This is a genomic window from Microbacterium sp. RU1D (assembly GCF_900156435.1).
GTDB lineage: Bacteria > Actinomycetota > Actinomycetes > Actinomycetales > Microbacteriaceae > Microbacterium.
In genome coordinates this window covers 606,246-624,979 of the sequence record NZ_FTPQ01000002.1, presented here as the reverse complement: position 1 = coordinate 624,979, position 18,734 = coordinate 606,246, and the positions used below count along the sequence as shown (strand labels likewise).

The 18,734-nt window shown below is 72.3% G+C and carries 20 protein-coding genes; 12 read left to right on the top strand and 8 right to left on the bottom strand.

Features of this window, described 5'->3' with window-relative positions; translation table 11 throughout:
• Positions 1-42: 42 nt before the first annotated feature.
• Positions 43-594, bottom strand: a complete 552-nt coding sequence (locus B0B15_RS11740; RefSeq protein WP_076676255.1) for a helix-turn-helix domain-containing protein — start codon at positions 592-594, stop codon at positions 43-45.
• Positions 595-660: 66 nt separating this feature from the next.
• On the opposite strand from B0B15_RS11740, the gene B0B15_RS11735 reads away from it, so the two are divergent.
• The 6 genes from B0B15_RS11735 to B0B15_RS11710 all read left to right on the top strand — a co-directional run bounded on the left by B0B15_RS11735 (position 661) and on the right by B0B15_RS11710 (position 5,308).
• On the top strand, positions 661-1,389 hold the full coding sequence (locus B0B15_RS11735; protein WP_076676498.1) for an AzlC family ABC transporter permease: 729 nt from the start codon (positions 661-663) through the stop codon (positions 1,387-1,389).
• Positions 1,386-1,700: an AzlD domain-containing protein gene (locus B0B15_RS11730; protein WP_076676253.1), complete on the top strand. Its 315-nt coding sequence runs from the start codon at positions 1,386-1,388 to the stop codon at positions 1,698-1,700. Before B0B15_RS11735 ends, B0B15_RS11730 begins: the two co-directional genes overlap by 4 nt.
• 58 nt (positions 1,701-1,758) lie before the next feature.
• A complete protein-coding gene (locus B0B15_RS11725) occupies positions 1,759-2,157 on the top strand; it encodes a DUF6113 family protein (protein WP_076676251.1) in 399 nt (132 codons plus the stop codon).
• A gap of 52 nt (positions 2,158-2,209) precedes the next feature.
• On the top strand, positions 2,210-2,530 hold the full coding sequence (gene fdxA, locus B0B15_RS11720) for a ferredoxin (RefSeq protein WP_076676249.1): 321 nt from the start codon (positions 2,210-2,212) through the stop codon (positions 2,528-2,530).
• A 3-nt stretch (positions 2,531-2,533) separates the two neighbouring features.
• Positions 2,534-3,637 carry a succinyldiaminopimelate transaminase gene (gene dapC, locus B0B15_RS11715; protein ID WP_076676247.1) on the top strand — a complete coding sequence of 368 codons (1,104 nt, stop codon included), beginning with the start codon at positions 2,534-2,536 and terminating at the stop codon, positions 3,635-3,637.
• Between the two features lie 375 nt (positions 3,638-4,012).
• Positions 4,013-5,308 carry a citrate synthase gene (locus B0B15_RS11710; RefSeq protein ID WP_076676497.1) on the top strand — a complete coding sequence of 432 codons (1,296 nt, stop codon included), beginning with the start codon at positions 4,013-4,015 and terminating at the stop codon, positions 5,306-5,308.
• Between the two features lie 342 nt (positions 5,309-5,650).
• Here the strand turns inward: B0B15_RS11710 and dapD are convergent, their stop codons facing one another.
• Positions 5,651-6,571 (bottom strand): 2,3,4,5-tetrahydropyridine-2,6-dicarboxylate N-succinyltransferase, encoded by a 921-nt coding sequence (gene dapD / locus B0B15_RS11705; RefSeq protein ID WP_076676245.1) that lies wholly within the window; start codon positions 6,569-6,571, stop codon positions 5,651-5,653.
• A gap of 43 nt (positions 6,572-6,614) precedes the next feature.
• On the opposite strand from dapD, the gene dapE reads away from it, so the two are divergent.
• The 3 genes from dapE to B0B15_RS11690 all read left to right on the top strand — a co-directional run bounded on the left by dapE (position 6,615) and on the right by B0B15_RS11690 (position 9,213).
• Positions 6,615-7,691 (top strand): succinyl-diaminopimelate desuccinylase, encoded by a 1,077-nt coding sequence (gene dapE, locus B0B15_RS11700; protein ID WP_076676243.1) that lies wholly within the window; start codon positions 6,615-6,617, stop codon positions 7,689-7,691.
• Positions 7,688-8,911, top strand: coding sequence for a hypothetical protein (locus tag B0B15_RS11695; protein ID WP_256334287.1), 1,224 nt, complete (start codon positions 7,688-7,690; stop codon positions 8,909-8,911). The genes dapE and B0B15_RS11695 overlap by 4 nt, the downstream gene beginning before the upstream one ends.
• Before the next feature lie 128 nt (positions 8,912-9,039).
• Positions 9,040-9,213, top strand: a complete 174-nt coding sequence (locus B0B15_RS11690; RefSeq protein WP_076490128.1) for a DUF3117 domain-containing protein — start codon at positions 9,040-9,042, stop codon at positions 9,211-9,213.
• 174 nt (positions 9,214-9,387) lie between these two features.
• On the opposite strand, the gene B0B15_RS11685 is transcribed toward B0B15_RS11690, so the two are convergent.
• The gene (locus tag B0B15_RS11685) at positions 9,388-10,026 is read right to left on the bottom strand and encodes an O-methyltransferase (RefSeq protein WP_076676239.1); all 639 of its coding nucleotides are present in this window, start codon (positions 10,024-10,026) and stop codon (positions 9,388-9,390) included.
• 72 nt (positions 10,027-10,098) lie between these two features.
• On the opposite strand from B0B15_RS11685, the gene B0B15_RS11680 reads away from it, so the two are divergent.
• Complete coding sequence (locus B0B15_RS11680; protein WP_076676237.1) at positions 10,099-10,470, top strand: twin-arginine translocase TatA/TatE family subunit; 372 nt, start codon at positions 10,099-10,101, stop codon at positions 10,468-10,470.
• Positions 10,471-10,655: 185 nt separating this feature from the next.
• Here B0B15_RS11680 and B0B15_RS11675 read toward each other — a convergent pair whose 3' ends face one another.
• Genes B0B15_RS11675 through B0B15_RS11665 form a run of 3 tightly spaced genes read right to left on the bottom strand, consistent with a single transcriptional unit; the run spans position 10,656 to position 13,674 of the window.
• Entirely contained in the window at positions 10,656-11,804 is a 1,149-nt protein-coding gene (locus tag B0B15_RS11675) for a P-loop NTPase (RefSeq protein WP_076676235.1), read from the bottom strand.
• Complete coding sequence (locus B0B15_RS11670; protein WP_076676233.1) at positions 11,801-12,355, bottom strand: DUF1003 domain-containing protein; 555 nt, start codon at positions 12,353-12,355, stop codon at positions 11,801-11,803. Before B0B15_RS11670 ends, B0B15_RS11675 begins: the two co-directional genes overlap by 4 nt.
• A complete protein-coding gene (locus tag B0B15_RS11665; RefSeq protein ID WP_076676231.1) occupies positions 12,355-13,674 on the bottom strand; it encodes a magnesium transporter MgtE N-terminal domain-containing protein in 1,320 nt (439 codons plus the stop codon). Before B0B15_RS11665 ends, B0B15_RS11670 begins: the two co-directional genes overlap by 1 nt.
• Positions 13,675-13,745: 71 nt before the next feature.
• On the opposite strand from B0B15_RS11665, the gene B0B15_RS11660 reads away from it, so the two are divergent.
• A complete protein-coding gene (locus B0B15_RS11660; RefSeq protein ID WP_076676229.1) occupies positions 13,746-14,558 on the top strand; it encodes a YflT domain-containing protein in 813 nt (270 codons plus the stop codon).
• Positions 14,555-15,241: an alpha/beta hydrolase family protein gene (locus B0B15_RS11655; RefSeq protein WP_256334286.1), complete on the top strand. Its 687-nt coding sequence runs from the start codon at positions 14,555-14,557 to the stop codon at positions 15,239-15,241. The genes B0B15_RS11660 and B0B15_RS11655 overlap by 4 nt, the downstream gene beginning before the upstream one ends.
• Positions 15,242-15,437: 196 nt before the next feature.
• On the opposite strand, the gene B0B15_RS11650 is transcribed toward B0B15_RS11655, so the two are convergent.
• Both B0B15_RS11650 and B0B15_RS11645 read right to left on the bottom strand, forming a co-directional pair.
• Positions 15,438-17,219, bottom strand: a complete 1,782-nt coding sequence (locus B0B15_RS11650; protein WP_076676494.1) for a gamma-glutamyltransferase family protein — start codon at positions 17,217-17,219, stop codon at positions 15,438-15,440.
• On the bottom strand, positions 17,216-18,664 hold the full coding sequence (locus B0B15_RS11645; RefSeq protein WP_076676227.1) for an aminopeptidase P family protein: 1,449 nt from the start codon (positions 18,662-18,664) through the stop codon (positions 17,216-17,218). The genes B0B15_RS11650 and B0B15_RS11645 overlap by 4 nt, the downstream gene beginning before the upstream one ends.
• Positions 18,665-18,734: the final 70 nt, after the last annotated feature.

Here is an 18,734-nt window from a genome sequence, read left to right as displayed (position 1 = left end):
GTAGGGCGTCCGAGCGGTATCCGGGGCGACGGTTTCGGGTGGTCAGTGCGACTCGACCACGCACACCGCGCTCATCCCCGGGGTAAGGGCTTCGAACACGTGCGCGGCGTCACCGGGGTATGACAGATAGTCGCCGGGCGAGAGCTCGAAGGGTGCGTCGGCGGGACCCACTCGCCCGCGACCGCTCACCATCACGAGGTGCTCGACGGTGCCGCGCGGATGCGGGTCGGATACGCGCGGCGAGCCCGGCTCGGCGCTCAGCAGATAGATGTCGCGTCGGGCGCGCGGCGGGCTCGCCGACAGCAGGACGGCCAGGTAGTCGGATGCCGAGGACGGCACCGCTGCGGGTGCCTCCCCGGCGCGGATGAGGGTGGGGGAGCGGACCCCCTCGTCGACGAAGACGGCGAAGGGGACATCGAGTGCGGTGGCGAGCGCCCACAACGTCTCGACGCTCGGGTTGCCGCCGCCGTTCTCGAGGTGGGAGATCGTGGCTTTCGCGACCCCGGCGCGCCGGCCGAGCTCCGAGACGCTGAGGTCGCGTCTCTCGCGCTCACGGCGGAGCGTCATGGCGATGCGATCGCCGAGTTCGGTCATGCGTTCATTATGCTCGGCGATCGTTCGACTTGACGAACGATACGAGGATCGTTCACGATGATGATCATGCGTTCGCTTCCCCGAACACCCGAGGGTGTCGCGGCCCGGCAGGGCCTCGCGGTGACCCTCGCCACGAGTGCGTACGGCATCTCGTTCGGAGCCCTCTCGGTCGCATCCGGCCTCGATGTCTGGCAGACCTGCGTGTTGAGCCTGCTGATGTTCACCGGTGGGTCGCAGTTCGCTTTCGTCGGCGTGATCGCCGCCGGCGGTCTCGCTGCCGCTCCCGCGGCGATCGCCTCGGCGGTGCTGCTCGGGGTGCGCAACGCCGCGTACGCGATGCGGATGGCCCCGGTGGTGGCGGGGGGCTTCTGGCGCAAGGCCGGGGCGACGCAGTTCACGATCGACGAATCGGTCGCCGTCGGGCTCGCGCAGACCGACGCGCGTGCGCGGCAGGTGGGCTTCTGGGTGACCGGCGCGGGCATCTGGGTCGGCTGGAACGTCTCCACCCTCCTCGGCGCCCTCCTCGGCGACGTGCTGGGCGACCCCCGCGCCTACGGCCTCGACGCGGCCGCCGCGGCGGCCTTCCTCGCGCTCCTGTGGCCGCGGCTGCGTGGTCGACAGCCTCTCGCTGTCGCGGCCGCTGCGGCTGTCGTCGCGGCGCTGCTCACCCCGGTGCTCATGCCCGGCATCCCGGTCATCGCCGCCGCGGGGGTGGCCGTGGCCGTGGGTCTCTTCGATCCGCGTCGCCCGGCACCCGCCGTCTCGGGTGTCGCCGAAGAGAGCGGGATGCCGTGACCCTCTGGACTGCCGTGCTCCTGGCATCCGTTCTGTGCGTCGCGCTGAAGGGCGTGGGTTACCTCCTGCCCGCCCGATGGCTGGAGGCGCCGCGGCCGGCTCGCATCGCCGACCTGCTCACCGTCGCCCTGCTCGCCGCGCTCGTCGCCGTGCAGACGGTGGCGTCGGGTCCGGCGATCGTCCTCGATGCGAGGCTGCCGGCCGTGGGCGTCGCGGCTCTTCTGCTGTGGGCGCGTGCGCCGTTCCTCGTGGTGGTCGCCGCGGCGGCTCTGACCGCCGCTCTGCTGCGGCTGTGGGGGTGGGCTGCATGAGACGCCGCCCTCCGGCTGCTCCCTGCTGTCCCATAGCGCCGCCGCCTACACTGGCGCGGTGAGTTCTGGCATCCTGCGCGTCGTCGGTTGGGTCGTGGCGCTGCTCGTCGGCGCCTTCTACGGCGCGGCCGGCACGGTGGCGCAGGCGTTCCTGGTCGGGCCCGTCCCGGTCGGGCTGCTGCTGGCGACGATCGGCAGCGCCGCCCTGCTCGTCGCGCTGCGCGCTCTCACGGGAGATCGCGTGAACGCGCTGGCCGGCGGCATCGGCATCACGCTCGCGACCTACGTGTTCTCGCAGGTGGGCCCCGGCGGATCGGCGATCGTCGCCGCCCCGACAGCGGGGACCGAGTGGATCCCGCTCGTCTGGACGGTCGTGGGTCCGGCGCTCATGGTGCTCGTGGCGCTGTGGCCCGACTTCTCGAAGCTGCCGGCCCCGGCCCGCCCCAGCGGATCGTAGGCCCGCGGCTCGGCGGCGGGGCCGGGCGCCGGAGCGCGATTAGACTGATGCCGTGACTTACGTGATCGCCCTCCCGTGCGTCGATGTGAAAGACCGCGCCTGCATCGACGAGTGTCCGGTCGACTGCATCTACGAAGGCGAGCGGTCGCTCTACATCCACCCCGACGAATGCGTCGATTGCGGTGCGTGCGAGCCGGTCTGCCCCGTCGAGGCCATCTACTACGAAGACGACCTGCCCGAGGAGTGGTCCGACTACTACAAGGCGAACGTCGAGTTCTTCGACGACATCGGATCCCCCGGTGGAGCGGCCAAGGTCGGCGTGATCGCCAAGGATCACCCGGTCGTGTCATCGCTCCCCCCGCAGAGCCACTGAGCCGTGGGCGTCGCCGACCTCGCCGACTACCCCTGGGACGCGGTCGCCCCCTACGCGGAGCGCGCACGACGGCATCCTGACGGGATCGTCGACCTTTCGATCGGCTCGCCCGTTGACCCCACGCCCGCCGTTATCGCGGCCGCCCTCGCCGACGCGACCGACGCGCACGCCTACCCGCAGACCGCGGGGACGCCCGCCCTGCGCGAAGCCATCGCCGAGTGGTACCACCGTCGACGCGGAGTGCCGGGGCTCACCGCGGCCCACGCGCTTCCGACGGTCGGGTCGAAGGAGCTGGTCGCTCTGCTCCCGTTGCTGCTCGACCTCGGTCCGGGCGACGCGGTCGTGCACCCGCGCGCCGCCTACCCCACGTACGAGGTCGGCGCCCGGCTCGTCGGCGCGGATGCCGTGGCATCCGACGACCCCGCCGCTTGGCCGACGCACACGAAGCTGATCTGGATCAACTCGCCGGGCAACCCCGACGGTCGCGTGCTCACCACCGCCGAGCTGCGGGATGCCGTCGACCGGGCGCGCGAGCTCGGAGCCGTCCTCGCCTCCGACGAGTGCTACGCCGAGCTCGGCTGGGACGCGCCGTGGAACAGCCGGCCCGTGCCGAGCGTTCTCGATCCCGCCGTCGTGGGTGACGACCTCTCCGACGTGCTGTCGGTGTACTCGCTCAGCAAGCAGTCGAACCTCGCGGGGTATCGGGCGGCGTTCCTCGCCGGCGATCCGGCCCTCGTCGCGCGCCTGCTGACCGGCCGCAAGCACCTCGGTCTCATGCCGCCCGCTCCCGTGCAGCGCGCCATGACCGTCGCCCTCGGCGACGACGCGCACGTCGAGGCGCAGCGCGCGCTGTACGCCCGACGACGCGCGGCGCTCAAGCCCGCGGTCGAGGCCGCCGGTTTCACGATCGATCACAGCGAGGGCGGGCTGTACCTCTGGGCGACGGAGGGTCGCGACGCCTGGGAGAGCGTGGGGCGTCTGGCCGAGCTCGGCATCCTCGTGGGTCCCGGGCACTTCTACGGCGCGCACTTCCCGAATCACATCCGCTTCTCGCTGACGGCGACCGACGAGCGCATCGCCGCAGCCGCGGAGCGCCTCGCCCGTTGAGTCGCTCGTCCGCTGCGCCCGCCCGCGGCGGCGCGCGTCCGCTGAGCCGACGGCCCGCGAAGGCGCCCGTCCGCTGCGCCTGCCGCCCGCGAAGGCGCGCCCGCTCGCAGAGCGACCCCCGGGCCGTCGAGGGGCATCGCCGCCCATCCGGCGCGCTGATCAGGAGGATCCCTCCATTCGATGGGGGCATCCTTTGGCGGTGTCATCTGTACGACGGCGTGCCTACTAGGCTGTAGAGGCACAGCGTTCGGGGCATCCTTCGCGCGCGTGCCGACCCGGATGCCATACCCGTGGCATCCATCGGTCGAGAAGACCGCGGGTGCCGCAGCTCCCGCGATCGACCACATGGGCGACCAGAAATCGCAAGGAGGCGCGGTGAGCGACGCGGGCACGCAGCAGGACAAGGCCACTCTGACGGTAGGGGGCTCCACCGCCGAATTCCCGGTCCTGCGAGGCACCGACGGCGTCCCGAGCATCGACATCGCGTCGTTGACGAAGCAGACGGGGCACACCACCCTCGACTACGGCTTCGTCAACACGGCGTCGACGAAGTCGGACATCACCTTCATCGACGGCGACCAGGGGATCCTCCGCTACCGCGGCTACCCGATCGAGCAGCTGGCGAAGAACAGCACCTATCTCGAGGTCGCCTGGCTGCTCATCTACGGCGAGCTGCCCTCGGCATCCGAGCTGGCGTCGTTCGACGAGCGCATCCGCCGTCACACGCTCCTGCATGAGGACCTGAAGCGCTTCTTCTCGTCGCTCCCGCCGACCGCGCACCCCATGTCGGTGCTGTCGGCCGCGACCGCCGCGCTGTCGACGTACTACGAGGCCGAGTCCGACCCGCACAACCCCGAGCACGTCGAGCTCAACACGGTGCGCATGCTCGCGAAGCTCCCCGTCATCGCGGCCTATGCGCACAAGAAGAGCATCGGGCAGGCGTTCCTGTATCCCGACAACTCCCTGAGCTTCGTCGACAACTTCCTCAAACTGAACTTCGGCGTGCTGAGCGAGATCTACCAGGTCAACCCGGTCATGACGAAGGCGCTCGACCTGCTGCTCATGCTGCACGCCGACCACGAGCAGAACGCCTCGACGTCGACGGTGCGCCTGGTCGGCTCCACCGGGGCGAACCAGTTCGCGTCGATCTCCGCCGGCATCCAGGCCCTTTCCGGCCCGCTGCACGGCGGCGCGAACGAGGCCGTGCTGCAGATGCTGGGCCGCATCCGGGACTCCGGCGAGAGCGTCGAGCGCTTCGTCGAGCGGGTGAAGAACAAGGAAGAGGGCGTCAAGCTCATGGGCTTCGGCCACCGGGTCTACAAGAACTACGACCCGCGCGCCAAGCTCGTCAAGGAGGCCGCCGACGAGGTGCTCGAGGCCCTGGGCGTCAGCGACCCGCTGCTCGACCTGGCCAAGGAGCTCGAGCAGATCGCCCTGCAGGACGACTACTTCAAGGAGCGTCGCCTGTACCCCAACGTCGATTTCTACACCGGCGTCATCTACAAGGCGATGGGGTTCCCCACGCGCATGTTCACCGTGCTGTTCGCCATCGGGCGTCTTCCCGGCTGGCTGGCGCAGTGGCGCGAGGCCATCACCGACCCGCAGACCAAGATCGGCCGCCCGCAGCAGCTGTACACGGGCGCCGCGGAGCGGAACTACCCCGGCGTCTGACTCCGGCACCACGCGCGACGCCCCGTCCCTCTCGCGAGGGGCGGGGCGTTGCGCTGTGTGGGGGACAGTGCGCGCGGTGGCGTGCGGACCCGCGATAAACGCCGTCTGTGCCGAGACACGCGGTGATGCGCCGTGTCTCGACATGGACGGCGTTTATCGGTGCGGGGGAGGGGCCGTGACCTGCGACCGCGCGGCGCGGCGCGCGGCGCGCGGAGCCGGGTGCGGGGCGCCCGGGTGCGGGGCGCCCGGCTGCGGGGCGCGAAAAACGCCGTGCATGTCGAGACACGCGGCGAGGGCGAGAGTCTCGACAGGAACGGCGTTTATCGGTGCGGGGGCGGGGCGTCAGGCGTGCAGGGCCTCGTTCAGGGTCACGCCGACGCCGGCGCGAGCCGAGGCCTCGACGGCGCCGGTGAGGGAGTTGCGGCGGAACAGGATGCCGTCGCGGCCCGACAGCGCGCCGGCCTTGACCGTGTCGTCGCCGACACGCACCTTCGTGCCTGCCGTGACGTACAGCCCGGCCTCGACGACGCAGTCGTCGCCGAGCGAGATGCCGATGCCGGCGTTGGCGCCGAGGAGGGTGCGCGCGCCGATCGAGACGCGGTGCGTCCCGCCGCCCGAGAGCGTGCCCATGATCGAAGCGCCACCGCCGATGTCGGTGCCGTCGCCGATCACGACGCCCTGCGACACGCGCCCCTCGATCATCGAGGAGCCGAGCGTGCCGGCGTTGAAGTTGACGAAGCCCTCGTGCATCACGGTCGTGCCGGGGGAGAGGTGCGCGCCGAGCCGCACGCGCGAGGCGTCGGCGATGCGCACGCCCGCGGGCAGGACGTAGTCGGTGAGACGCGGGAATTTGTCGAGCCCCTGCACCTGGATGCCGTGGCGCTTCAGCTGCGGGAGGGTGCGCGCCGCGGTTTCGGGGCGCATCGGACCGGCGGTGGTCCACGCGACGTTGGGCAGGTGGCCGAAGATCCCGTCGAGGTTGATCTCGTTGGGGCGCACGAGAAGGTGCGACAGCGCGTGCAGGCGGAGGTAGGCGTCGACGGTCGAGGCGGGGGCTGCGTCGGCGTCGATCGTGAGCATCACCGTTTCGATCACTGCGTCGCGGCGCTCGTCGGCGCCGGCTGAGGTCTGCAGCGCCGCGGCGGCGGCATCCAAGTCGTCGGGGAGGCCCAGGACGGGCTGCGGGAACCAGGCGTCGAGCACCGTTCCGTCGGTGGTGCGGGTGGAGAGGCCGGCAGCGCTGATGCGTCGTTCATTGCTCACCGACCCAGGCTACCGGCGGGATCGCGTGTGAAAGGATCGGGGCATGACCGCGCTCGACCTGACCTCGTCCTCCGTCGACCTCACCCGGGTCATCTGCGACATCCACAGCGTCTCCGGCGACGAGACGACGCTGGCCGACGCGATCGAGTCCGCGGTCTCGGCGTACGACCACCTCGAGGTCATCCGCGACGGCGACACCATCGTCGCGCGGACCACCCTGGGCCGGGAGCGCCGCGTCGTGATCGCGGGCCACATCGACACCGTCCCCATCAACGGCAACCTCCCCACCGAGGATCGCGAGATCGACGGCGAGGCGTTCCTCTGGGGTCGCGGCACGGTGGACATGAAGGCCGGCGTCGCCGTGCAGCTCAAGCTCGCCGCCGAGCTCACCGCGCCCGGGGTCGACATCACCTGGATGTGGTACGACCACGAGGAGGTGGACTCCGCGCTCAACGGTCTCGGCCGTCTTTCGCGCAACCGTCCCGACCTCTTCGAGGGCGACTTCGCGATCCTCGGCGAGCCCAGCAACGGCGAGGTCGAGGGCGGATGCAACGGCACGCTTCGCGCGCTCGTCCGCACGACCGGCGTCCGCGCGCACAGTGCGCGCTCGTGGATCGGCGAGAACGCCATCCACAAGGCGGCGCCCATCCTCGCCCGCCTCGCCGAATACCGCGCCCGCGAGATCGAGGTCGAGGGCCTGGTGTACCGCGAGGGTCTCAACGCCGTGAGCATCACGGGAGGCGTCGCCGGCAACGTCATCCCCGACGCGTGCGAGGTCGAGGTCAACTACCGCTTCGCCCCCAGCCGTGACGCGGCCGCCGCCGCTCGCGTGGTGCACGACGTGTTCACCGGGTTCGAGGTCGAGATCGTCGACATCGCCGAGGGCGCGCGTCCCGGTCTCGACGCCGAGCTCGCGAAGGAGTTCGTGGATGCGGTGGGCGCGACGCCCAAGCCCAAGTACGGCTGGACCGACGTGGCGCGCTTCTCGGCCCTCGGCATCCCGGCCGTCAACTACGGCCCCGGCGACCCGCACCTGGCCCACCACGACGAGGAGCGCGTACCCGTCGCGCAGATCGACGCCGTCGAGCGGGGTCTGCGGGCCTGGCTGAGCGGGTCGTGACCGCAGCGGCCACGATCCCCGCTCCCGTGCGCGCATGGGAGCGGCTGCCCGTGGCGGCGCGCATCGCGGTCGTCTACGTCGCCGCGCGCATGGTGACGACCGGGTTCTTCCTGCTCGCCTCGGCCTTGTCGGGGCCGGGGTCGCGCTACGGCATCGCCCCGTCGCTCGGCGACCTCGCCCTCGGGTGGGACGCGCAGTGGTACTGGTTCGCGGCGGTGTCGGGCTACCCGGAGCACCTGCCGATCACCACGACGGGGCACGTGGCCGAGAACGCGTGGGCGTTCATGCCCCTTTACGCTTTCCTCGCGGCGGGCCTCGGGTTCCTCCTCGGCTCGTGGGGAGCGGGCGCTGTCGCCATCTCGCTCGCGTCGGGATACGGTGCGAGCGTCATGCTTCACGCCCTCCTGCGGGAGCGGATCGGCGGGTCGGCGGCGATGTGGGCCGTCGTGTTCTTCGCGAGCGGGCCGCTCGCGGCCCTGTTCCAGATCGGCTACGCCGAGTCGCTGTTCCTCTTCCTGCTCTTCGTCGCCCTGTGGTGCGTCCAGCGGCGCCGGTGGGGGTGGCTGTACTTGCTGGTGCCCGTGATGGGGTTCACGCGTCCCGGCATCCTGGCCTTCGCGCTCTTCCTCGGGCTCTACGGCATCCACCGCTTCGTGCGCCGACGCGCGGAGGCGCTGCGGACGGCAGAGGTCGTGCACATCGTGGCGCTGGGCGTGCTGTCGAGCGCGGTGGGGTTCGCGTGGCAGGCGATCGCGGCGGTGGTCACGGGCGATGCCGGTGCGTACCTGGCGACCGAGCTCGCGTGGCGCCGCAACTGGATCGCGGATGCCGGCGGTGGCTTCGTTCCCGTCGAGGGGTGGGTGCAGGGGGCGCAGTTCTGGTTCACCCAGTGGGGACCGGGGCCGGTGGCGGGCGTGATCGCCCTGGTGCTGCTCGTCGGCGGGGTGACCGTGGCTCTCGTGGTGCTGCCGCAGGTTCGGAAGCTCGGTGTCGAGGCGCGTCTGTGGACGGCGAGCTATCTGATCTACCTGCTGCTGGTGTTCTTCCCGCAGTCGAGCATCTTCCGGTTGCTCGTGCCCGTGTCGCCGCTCTGGGGGGCGTTGGCGGTGCCGCCCTCCCGCGCGTGGCGGCTCGGTGTGCTCGCCGTCGCGCTGCTCGGCCAGTGGTGGTGGATCTACAACATGTACGCGCTGGGGAACACGTTCTGGCAGATCCCCTGAGGCCGTCTCTCCGGCGACCCGGGCGGCACCGGCTCAGACGGCGCGGCGGGGTCCGAGGCGCGGTACGACGGGTGCGCGCGCCGACACACTAAACTAGTCGTCAGACCAACGAGGAAAAGGGGGCCGCGATGGCAGCCATGAAGCCGCGTACCGGCGACGGACCGATGGAGGCCGTGAAGGAGGGCCGCTTGATCATCGTGCGCGTGCCGCTCGAGGGCGGCGGGCGTCTCGTCGTCTCGGTGAACGACGCCGAGGCGAAGGAACTCTACGACGTGCTCGGTGGTGTCGTCGGCGCCGCTTGACGATCATTGCGCACGAAGGCCGATCCCCTCGGGGGTCGGCCTTCGTCGTTCCTCGGGGCGGCGAGGTCCTCGTTTCGGGGCGCTTCGCGGCGCGGGGCGGCGGGGCGCCGCTGCGTGCTCGTCACGACAGGATGCCGCGGAGCACGGCATCCGGAGCCGGATCGGGCAGCAGGCTCAGGCGCCGGTCGGGCGCGTCGTGAGCTGCAGGAGCCCTTCGCCCGTGGTGGAGAGGGCGCCGATGACCGCGGGGGAGGCCTGGACCTCCTGGATGAGCGAGCGGTAGGCGGTCGTGACCGCGTCTCGGCGCACGGGATCGGCCACCGCACCGCCTGCGAGCACGCGCGGGATGAGCACTGTGCCGCCGGCGCGCACGAGGCGCAGGCCGTGCTCGACGTATTCGATGACGCCCTCGGGGTCTGCATCGATGAAGACGATGTCGTAGGACGCCTCGTTCATGCGCGGCAGCACGTCGGAGGCTCGACCGGTGATGAAGCGGGCGCGGGCGGCCGGGATGCGCGCGTCGACGAAGGCCTGACGGGCGGCGCCGAGGTGCTCGGGCTCGCTGTCGATCGTCGTGATCGTCGCCCGCGGCGACCCGTGCAGCAGCCAGAGCCCGGACACACCGCCGCCGGTGCCGACCTCGACGATGTTGAGGGCACGGGATGCCGCGGAGATCACGGCCGCCTGCGCGCCGACGGCGGGGCTCACGGGTGCGGCACCGAGTTCGAGGGCGTGCGCCCGGGCGCGAGCGATGTGCTCGGGCTCGACCGTCGTCTCCTGCACGAACCGTTCGTTCGCCTGCTGACCGCTCACGTGGACCTCCTCGACTCAGGCTAGACGGCCGGACGGTGCTCCATCGCCAGGCGCGGCCGGTAATCTGGAGCCATGTTCTTCGGCCTCACGATCGAGAAGCTGCTGCTGATCGGCGTGATCGCCGCCCTGCTGGTGGGTCCCGAGCGGCTGCCGCGATACGCGGAGGCGCTCGCGAAGTTCACGAAGCGCGCGAAAGAGACGCTGCAGGGGGCCCGCACCCGCATGCGCGATGAGATGGGCCCCGAGTTCGACGAGGTGGACTGGAAGAAGCTCGACCCGCGTCAGTACGACCCGCGGCGCATCATCCGCGAAGCGCTTCTCGACGACACCCCGACCGCGACGATGCGGGCCGCCGGTGCCGCGGCCCTCGCGGCCAAGCCGAAGCCGACGGTGCCCCCGTTTGCGCCCGGCGAGCGTCCGCCGTTCGACGACGAAGCGACCTGAGCGGCGGATCGCGCGGGTGGTCCCTGAGCGTGTCGAAGGGACCGGTGTTAGGGCGGGGTTCGGAGGCTCCGACGGGCTCGGCCACGTGGCGGGGGTGCGGGGGCGCGGTGGGGTCGACGGGCTCGACCACCTGTCGTGGCGCGTCATCCGGTGGCTTCGACCGCTCTGCCCCCTGATCGCGACGGTCAGACGCTCAGGCGCAGGGGCTTGCCGGCGAGGCCGCGGGGGCGGATCGCGAGTGCCGCCGCGGCCGCGTCGATCGCGCGTGCGGCGGGGTCGTCGGGCTGCGACAGCACGACCGGGCGGCCGTCGTCGCCGCCGGAGCGCAGGGCCGGGCTGAGGGGCACGGATGCCAGCAGCGGCACCGTCGTCTCGTCGGTCGACAGCGCGCGGGCCACCTCGTCGCCACCCCCGGCGCCGAACAGGTCGAGCACCGTGCCGTCGGCCAGCGTCATGGCCGCCATGTTCTCGATCACGCCGATCGGACGCTGGCCGGTCTGCCGCGCCACGAGCCCCGAGCGCACGGCCACCTCGGCGGCCGCGGCCTGCGGCGTCGTCACGACGAGCACATCGGCGTGGGGGAGCAGCTGGCCCACCGAGATCGCCACGTCGCCCGTTCCGGGGGGCATGTCGAGCAGCAGCAGGTCGAGGTCGCCGAAGAACACGTCGGTGAGGAACTGCTGCACCGTGCGGTGGAGCATCGGACCGCGCCAGGCGACCGCGCCGGCGGCATCCTCTCCGGGGCGGCGGAGGAACATGCCGATCGAAATCACCTTCACCCCGTACGCGACGGGCGGAAGGATCAGGTCGTCCAGGCGCGTGGGCGCCGGCGGCAGCCCGTCCGCGTCGACGAGACCGAGCAGGCCCGGGATCGAGAACCCGTGCACGTCGGCGTCGACGAGCCCCACGCGCAGTCCACGCGCGGCGAGGGCGACGGCGAGATTCGCGGTGACCGTCGACTTGCCGACGCCGCCCTTGCCGCTGGTGACGGCGATGACGCGCGTGAGGGAGTCGGGCCCGAAGGGCATCTCGCGTTTCGCCCGGCCCCCGCGCAGCTTCTCGGTCAGAGCCTTGCGCTCGTCGGGCGACATGACGCCGACGCGCACGTCGACCGCGTGGATGCCGGAGACCGAGGCCGCGGCATCCCGGACGTCGCGTTCGATGCGGTCGGCGGCGGGGCACCCGACGATGGTCAGGGCGATGCCGACCTCGGCCACGCCGTCGCGCACGGCGACGTCGCGGAGCATGTCGAGTTCGCCGAGGGGACGTCGAAGCTCCGGATCGGTGACGCCGGCGACCGCGTCGCGGACCCGGTCGGCGAGGGCGCCGGTCACGGGGTGGACCGGCGTGCGTCGGGCCGGAGTTCGGCGCGCGGGGCGTCGTCGTGCTCGTCGAGCCGCTCGAGGGCGGCCTTGAGCTCGGCGCGCAACGTGTCCTTCGTGATGACCTCGTCGGTCAGGTCGCGTACGGCCATGCGCAGGGCGACGATCTCGCGGGCGAGGTACTCGGTGTCGGCGAGGTTGCGCTCGGCGCGCTGGCGGTCCTGCTCGATCTGCACGCGGTCACGGTCGTCCTGGCGGTTCTGCGCGAGGAGGATGAGGGGCGCCGCGTATGAGGCCTGCAGGGAGAGCACGAGCGTCAGCGCCGTGAAACCGATCGCGGCCGAGTCGAAGCGCCAGTCGTCGGGGGCGAGAGAGTTCCACCCCATCCACAGCACGCAGAACATCGTCAGCGACAGCAGGAACGTCGGGGTGCCCATCGCGCGTGCGACCCACTCGGTGAAGCGGCCGAAGCGGTCGCGCGAGGGCTGCGGGGTGCGAGGCGCCAGGACGCCGGTGCGCCCGCGGGGCGCATCGAGGGCGGGCGTCTTGTTGTTGCGTGCCATCAGCGCCTCCTCGGGGTCTGCGGGATCTGGGTGGGGATGCTCTGCGTCTGCAGGGGCCGGACCGTGGTCGGGGGTTTCGGATCGTCGCTGTCGTGCGTGCGCCAGTCGTCGGGCAGCAGGTAGTCGAGGACGTCGTCGACGCTGACGCAGCCGACCAGGCGGTGGGCCTGATCGACGACGGGCAGCGACACGAGGTTGTAACTCGCGAGCAGACGCGCGACCTCGGCGGCCGTGGCGTCGGAGGGGACCGGCTCGAGCGTGTCGTCGATGATCGCGCCGAGGCGCTCGTGCGGCGGGTAGCGCAGCATGCGTTGGAAGTGCACCGTGCCCAGGAGGCGCCCCGTGGGTGTCTCGTACGGGGGGAGGGTAATGAACACGGACGCCGCGAGGGCGGGGTGCAGTTCGTGGCGACGGATCAGGGCCAGGGCCTCGGCCACGGTGGCATCGGCCGACAGGACGATCGGCTCCGGGGTCATGAGGCCACCGGCCGTGTCGGGGCCGTACTGCAGCAGAGCGCGGACGTCGTCCGCCTCCTCCGGCTCCATGAGCTCGAGTAGCTGCTCCGAGCGCGACTCGGGGAGCTGACCGAGGAGATCGGCCGCGTCGTCGGGCTCCATGGCATCCAGGATGTCGGCGGCGCGCTCGTCGCCGAGCTGCTCGAGGATGTGCACCTGCTCGTCTTCGGGCATCTCTTCGAGCGCGTCGGCGAGGCGGTCGTCGCTGAGCTCTTCGGCGACCTCGATGAGGCGCTCCTCGGGGAGGTCGAGCAGGGTGTTGGCGAGGTCGGCGGGCTTGAGCTCGGAGTACGTCGCGACCAGCTGCTCGGCCGACTGCGCCTCTCCGGGCGTCTGGTTCTCGCGCACTTCGCTCCACGCGGCGAAGGTGGTCGCCCCCTTGGCGAAAGGCGATGCGCTCGTGCGCGGGCGGCGCAGGAACAGCTGCCCCACGTCCCACTCGCCGAGGCGGTTGCGCTCGATCGCGACGTCTTCGATGACCGCGCTGCCGGAGCCGTCGATCAGCCTGACGCGACGCCCCAGCATCTCGGCCATCACGCGCACCTCGCCGCCGCGCTGCTGGAAGCGGCGCACGTTGATGAGGCCGGTCGTGATGACCTGGCCTGCCTGAATGGAGGTGACGCGTCCGATGGACACGAACACATGTCGGCGCCCGGGAATCTCGACGACGAGGCCCACGACGCGCGGCGCGGCCGACGCGCGGTAGATCACCACGACGTCGCGCACCTTGCCCAGGCGGTCGCCCGCCGGGTCGAACACCGTGCAGCCCGCCAAGCGGGCGACGAAAACCCTTTGCGTGCTCACCGGTCCAGCGTAGTCCGCACCTCATGCGCAACACCTCGGAACGCCCCAGGCGCGCGTGACAGGATGGTGAAATGAGCATGTTCGCACAGCGCCCGGGTGCCGGTCGAGACGAGGTCGGCGAGAAGATCGCCTCGTTCCCGACATACGAGCAGGCCCAGAAGGCCGTCTCGTCGCTGATCGCCGGAGAGGTGCCGGCGCGCGACATCGCGATCGTCGGTTCGGGCCTGCGCTCGATCGAACGCGTCACCGGGCGTCTCGGCTACGCCACCGCGGCCCGGTCGGGCGCGCTGAACGGCCTCATGCTCGGGCTGCTCTTCGCCTTCATTTTCGTGCTGGGTCAGCCCACTCTGCAGATCTCCCTGTTCGTGGGCGTCCTGCTCGTCGGCATGGCGCTCGGCATGCTGCTCAGCCTCGGCACCTACTCGATCGTGCGGCGCCGCCGCGACTTCGCCTCCGTGATGCAGGTCGCCGCCGACCACTACGACGTGTGCGTCGCCGCTCCCAGCGTGCACAAGGCGCGGGGGATCGTCGGCCCGTCCGGCGCACCGCGCACCGTCGTGTCCCGTCCCACCGCGTCGCCAGCCGACCCGCCGCAGTACGGCGAACGCATCACGCCCGGGTCGACGGCGCCCACCGCCCCGCCGCGGCCGCCCGCCCCGATCGCGGCGCCCTCGAGCGACGAGCCGCCGCGATATGGCGAACGCATCGCACCGAAGCCGTCCGCGGCCGAGCCGCAGGACGACGGCGCACGGGGCGACGCAGCGGGGAACGCCGGCGCCGGGCACGACGGCACGCGGGGCGCGGGTGCGTCCGGTGAAGCGCCGACGGCGAGTCCGGCCGACGCGCCCGACACCACCGACGGCTCCCGTCCGACCGAACGGTGAGCGCCGGGACGGCTGCGGCAGCCGACGCGGTGCGCATCGCCGTCGCGCTGCCGACCGGCGCGACGGAGGTCTCGGGGCTATGGGCGCCGGCATCCGGAGCCGTCGCGACCATCGCGCTCGCGCACGGAGCGGGAGCGGGCATGGACCATCCCTTCCTCGCCGGGCTCTCCGGCGCCCTCGCCGCGGACGGTGTCTCGGTGCTGCGATTCGTCTTCCCCTACGTCGAAGCCGGGCGACGGATGCCGGGCCCCGCCGCGCACGCCGTGGCGACGTGGGCGGGGGTGCAGGCCTGGCTGGCCGTGGCTGCGCCCGGGCCGTTCGCGGCCGTGGGCAAGTCGTACGGCGGACGGATGGCATCCGTCGCCGCCGCCGACGGCGTCATCTCTCCCGCGGGGCTCGTGTACCTCGGATACCCCCTGCACGCGCCGGGGCGGTCCGACAAGCCCCGGGCGGCGCACCTGCCCGGGATCGGGATGCCGCAGCTGTTCGTCGAGGGGGAGAACGATGCGTTCATCGACCCGCGCGCGCAGTTCGACGAGGTCGTGGCGTCGTGCCAGGACGCGCGGGTGGAGTGGATCGCCGGCGGGAACCATTCGTTCGAGGTCAAGGGTGCGCGGCGCCCGGCTGAAGAGATCGGCGCGGGGTTGGCGCCCGTCGTCGCGGGGTTCGTACGAGCGCTCTGACGACGCCTCGCCTACAACCGCGTGGGCGCTGAGCGACGGGCGGCGTTGGCCGCCCCGGTCAGCGACCTGCCGCGTAGCCCTGCGCGCCGCGTGGGCGCTGAGCGACGGGCGGCATCGGCCGCCCCGGTCAGCGACCCGCCGCGTAGCCTGCGCGCCGCGAGGGCGCTGGGCGATGGGCGGCATCGGCCGCCCCGGGTTACCGACCTGCCGCGTAGCCCTGCGCGCCGCGGGGGTTCGCCGCGGCCCAGAGCGAGCCGGACGCGTCGCGTCCGACGGCGGTCACGCGACCCAGCGACCAGTCGCCCATGCGGCGCACGGAATGTCCGCGCTGCTCGAGCCCCGCGATGACCGCGTCGCCGAGACGGTCCTCGACGGCGACGCCCGCGGGCACCCACGTGCGCGGCCAGAACGAGTCGAGGAGCGCCGTCGTGTGCAGGTTCGGGGCGTCGATGGCCTGTTGCGGGCTGTATCCACCGACCAGCAGGCGCAGCAGCACGGTGAGCTGCCACTGATCCTGCTGATCGCCGCCTGGGGAACCGAGCGCGATGACCTCGTCGGCGCGCGAAACCAGCGTCGGGGTGAGCGTCGTGCGCGGACGACGCCCGGGGGTGAGGGATGCCGGGTGTCCCGGCTCGAGCCACGTCGCCTGCAACCGGGTGCCCAGGCAGAAGCCCAGCGACGGGACGGTGGGGGAGGACTGCAGCCACCCGCCGGACGGCGTCGCCGACACGACGTTGCCCCAGCGGTCGATCACGTCGATGTGGCACGTGTCGCCGCGGGTCTGGCCCGAGCGATCCACAGTGGGCTCTCCGGTGGAACCGTCGACGGACCCGTGCTCGGTGCGCAGCGGAGGGCTCACCGGCGGGCGGCCGTCCGGCGAGCCCGGCCGCCATCGCGTCGAGGCCTCCGCGCCGATCATCGCGCGCCGGGTCGCGACGTACTCGTCGGCGAGCAGCGCGTCGATCTCGACGGCGCCCCCGGCGTCTCCGAACCACGCGTCGCGGTCGGCGAACGCGAGTTTCTGCGCCTCGAGCACGAGGTGCGCGCCCTCGATGGTCGCGGGGTCGAGTTGCGCGTCATCCGCGCCGTCGAGCAGCCGTAGCGTGTGCAGGAGCGCTGGCCCCTGCGACCAGGTGCCGGCCTTGTGCACGTCCCACCCGCGGAAGCGCGTGGTGACCGCCGGCTCGTACCCGGCGCGCCAGGAGGCGAGGTCGTCGGCCTCCAGGATGCCGGGGTGATCGGCGCCGTCGGCGTGTCGATGCGGTCGCGCGATGAACGCCGCCGCCTCCGGCAGCACCTCCGTCATCCATCTCTCCCGGGCGGCGTCGATGCGCGCCGTCCGGTCCGGAAGGGAAGCGCCGACGCGGACGAGGGAGTCGAGCACGTCGGCCCACGCCGGGTTGGTCACGAGGGTGTCGGGCGCGGGCGGGCCGCCGGTCGGCATCCACCGCTCGGCGGAGGTGGGCCAGTGCGCGCGGAACAGGTCCGCGACCCGCGCGATCGTCGCGGCGGCTCCGGCCACGAGCGGGTGACCGTCGCGGGCGTAGCCGACCGCGTAGGCCAGGACGTCAGCCAGCTCCCACGTGCCGTGGTCGCGCAGCAGCAGCAGCCACGCGTCGACCGCGCCGGGAACGGCGGCGGCGAGCCCGCCGGCTCCCGGCACGAGGTCGAGGCCGCGAGCGCGGAAGTGCTCGATCGTCGCCCTCCGCGGCGCCGGCCCCTGCCCCATCAGCACGGCCGGGACCGACGCCCCGGCCGGCCGGACGAGCGCGACGAGGTCGCCGCCCGGACCATTCAGGTGCGGCTCGACGACGTGCAGCACGAAGGCACCGGCGACGGCCGCGTCGAACGCATTGCCGCCGCGCTCGAGCACGGCCTGCGCGGTGGCCGTCGCCGTCCAGTGCGTGGAGGCCGACATCCCGAAGGTGCCGCGAAGCGTCGGCCGCGTGGTGAAGGGCGCCGGGGGCGTGAACGTCATCGCGACTGCCGGGCGATCCACTCCTCGACTTCGTCGGCCGTGCGGGGAATGCCCGCGGACAGGTTGACCGGGCCGTCTTCGGTCATGACGATGTCGTCTTCGATGCGCGCACCGATGCCGCGGTACTCCGCAGGGACGGTGAGATCGTCGATCTGGAAGTACAGGCCGGGCTCGATGGTGAAGACCATGCCGGGCTCCAGCAGGCCGTCGTAGTACATGTCGCGACGCGCCTGCGCGCAGTCGTGCACGTCGATGCCGAGGTGGTGGCTCGTGCCGTGGACCATGTAGCGGCGGTGCTGACCGCCCGAGTCGGCGTTCAGGGCCTCTTCGGCCGTCACCGGAAGCAGGCCCCACTCCGCGACGCGCGCCGCGATGACCTCCATGGCCGCCTCGTGCAGTCGGCGGAAGGGGACACCGACCCGGGCAGCCGCGAACGAGGCGTCGGCGGCCTCTCGCACCGTCTCGTAGATGCGGCGCTGGATGTCGGTGAACGTTCCCGAGACGGGGAGGGTGCGCGTGATGTCGGCGGTGTAGAGGCTGTCGACCTCGACGCCCGCGTCGACCAGGATGAGGTCGCCGGGCTTGACGGCGCCGTCGTTGCGCGTCCAGTGCAGATAGCAGGCGTGGGGGCCCGACGCGGCGATGGTGTCGTAGCCCACGCTGTTGCCGTCGGAGCGGGCGCGCTGGTGGAACACGCCCTCGACCACGCGCTCACCGCGCGGGTGCTCGATGATGCGCGGCAGCTCGGCGACGATGTCGTCGAAGCCGCGGCCGGTGACCTCGACGGCCAGCGCCAGCTGCGCCAGCTCGTACTCGTCCTTGACGAGGCGCAGCTCCGAGACGAAGCGGGTGAGCTCGTCGTCGACGCCGACCGTGCGGTCGTCCTCGCCCGGGGCGAAATCGTCGAGGTGGGCGGTGGCCAGGCCCAGATCGGCGGCGACGCCGTCGAGCGCGGGCCGGGGGCCGATCCAGAACTCGCCGATCGTGGCATCCGAATAGAACTCGGCCGTGGTGCGGTCGGCGCGCTCGCGGAAGTACAGCACGGCCTCGTGACCCTCGTCGCGCGGCTCGAAGACGAGCACGGCGTCGGGCTCGGCGTCGCTGCCCCAGCCGGTGAGGTGCGAGAACGCGGAGTGCGCGCGGAACGGGTAGTCGGTGTCGTTGCTGCGCTGCTTCAGACCGCCGGCGGGGACGACGACGCGCTGGCCGGGGAAGGCGCGCGACACGCGCGCGCGGCGGCGCGCAGCCCAGGCGGCCTGCTCGCGGGGCTCGGGGAGCACAGCGGGGTGCTCGGCCCAGCCCGTCGAGATGGTGTCGAGGAAGCCGCGGGGAAACGGCGCCTTGCGATTGCTGGGCGCGTCGAGGGCGACCTCTTCGGTCTGCGGCTCGGCGGTGGTGGGCTCGGCGGCGGGTGCGGTCGTGTCGCTGGTGGAGGGGGCGTCCATCGTTCCAGTCTCGCACCCGTCGCCGCGTCGCGCACGGATGCCACAGGACCGACGCGCGGATGAGGGCGGG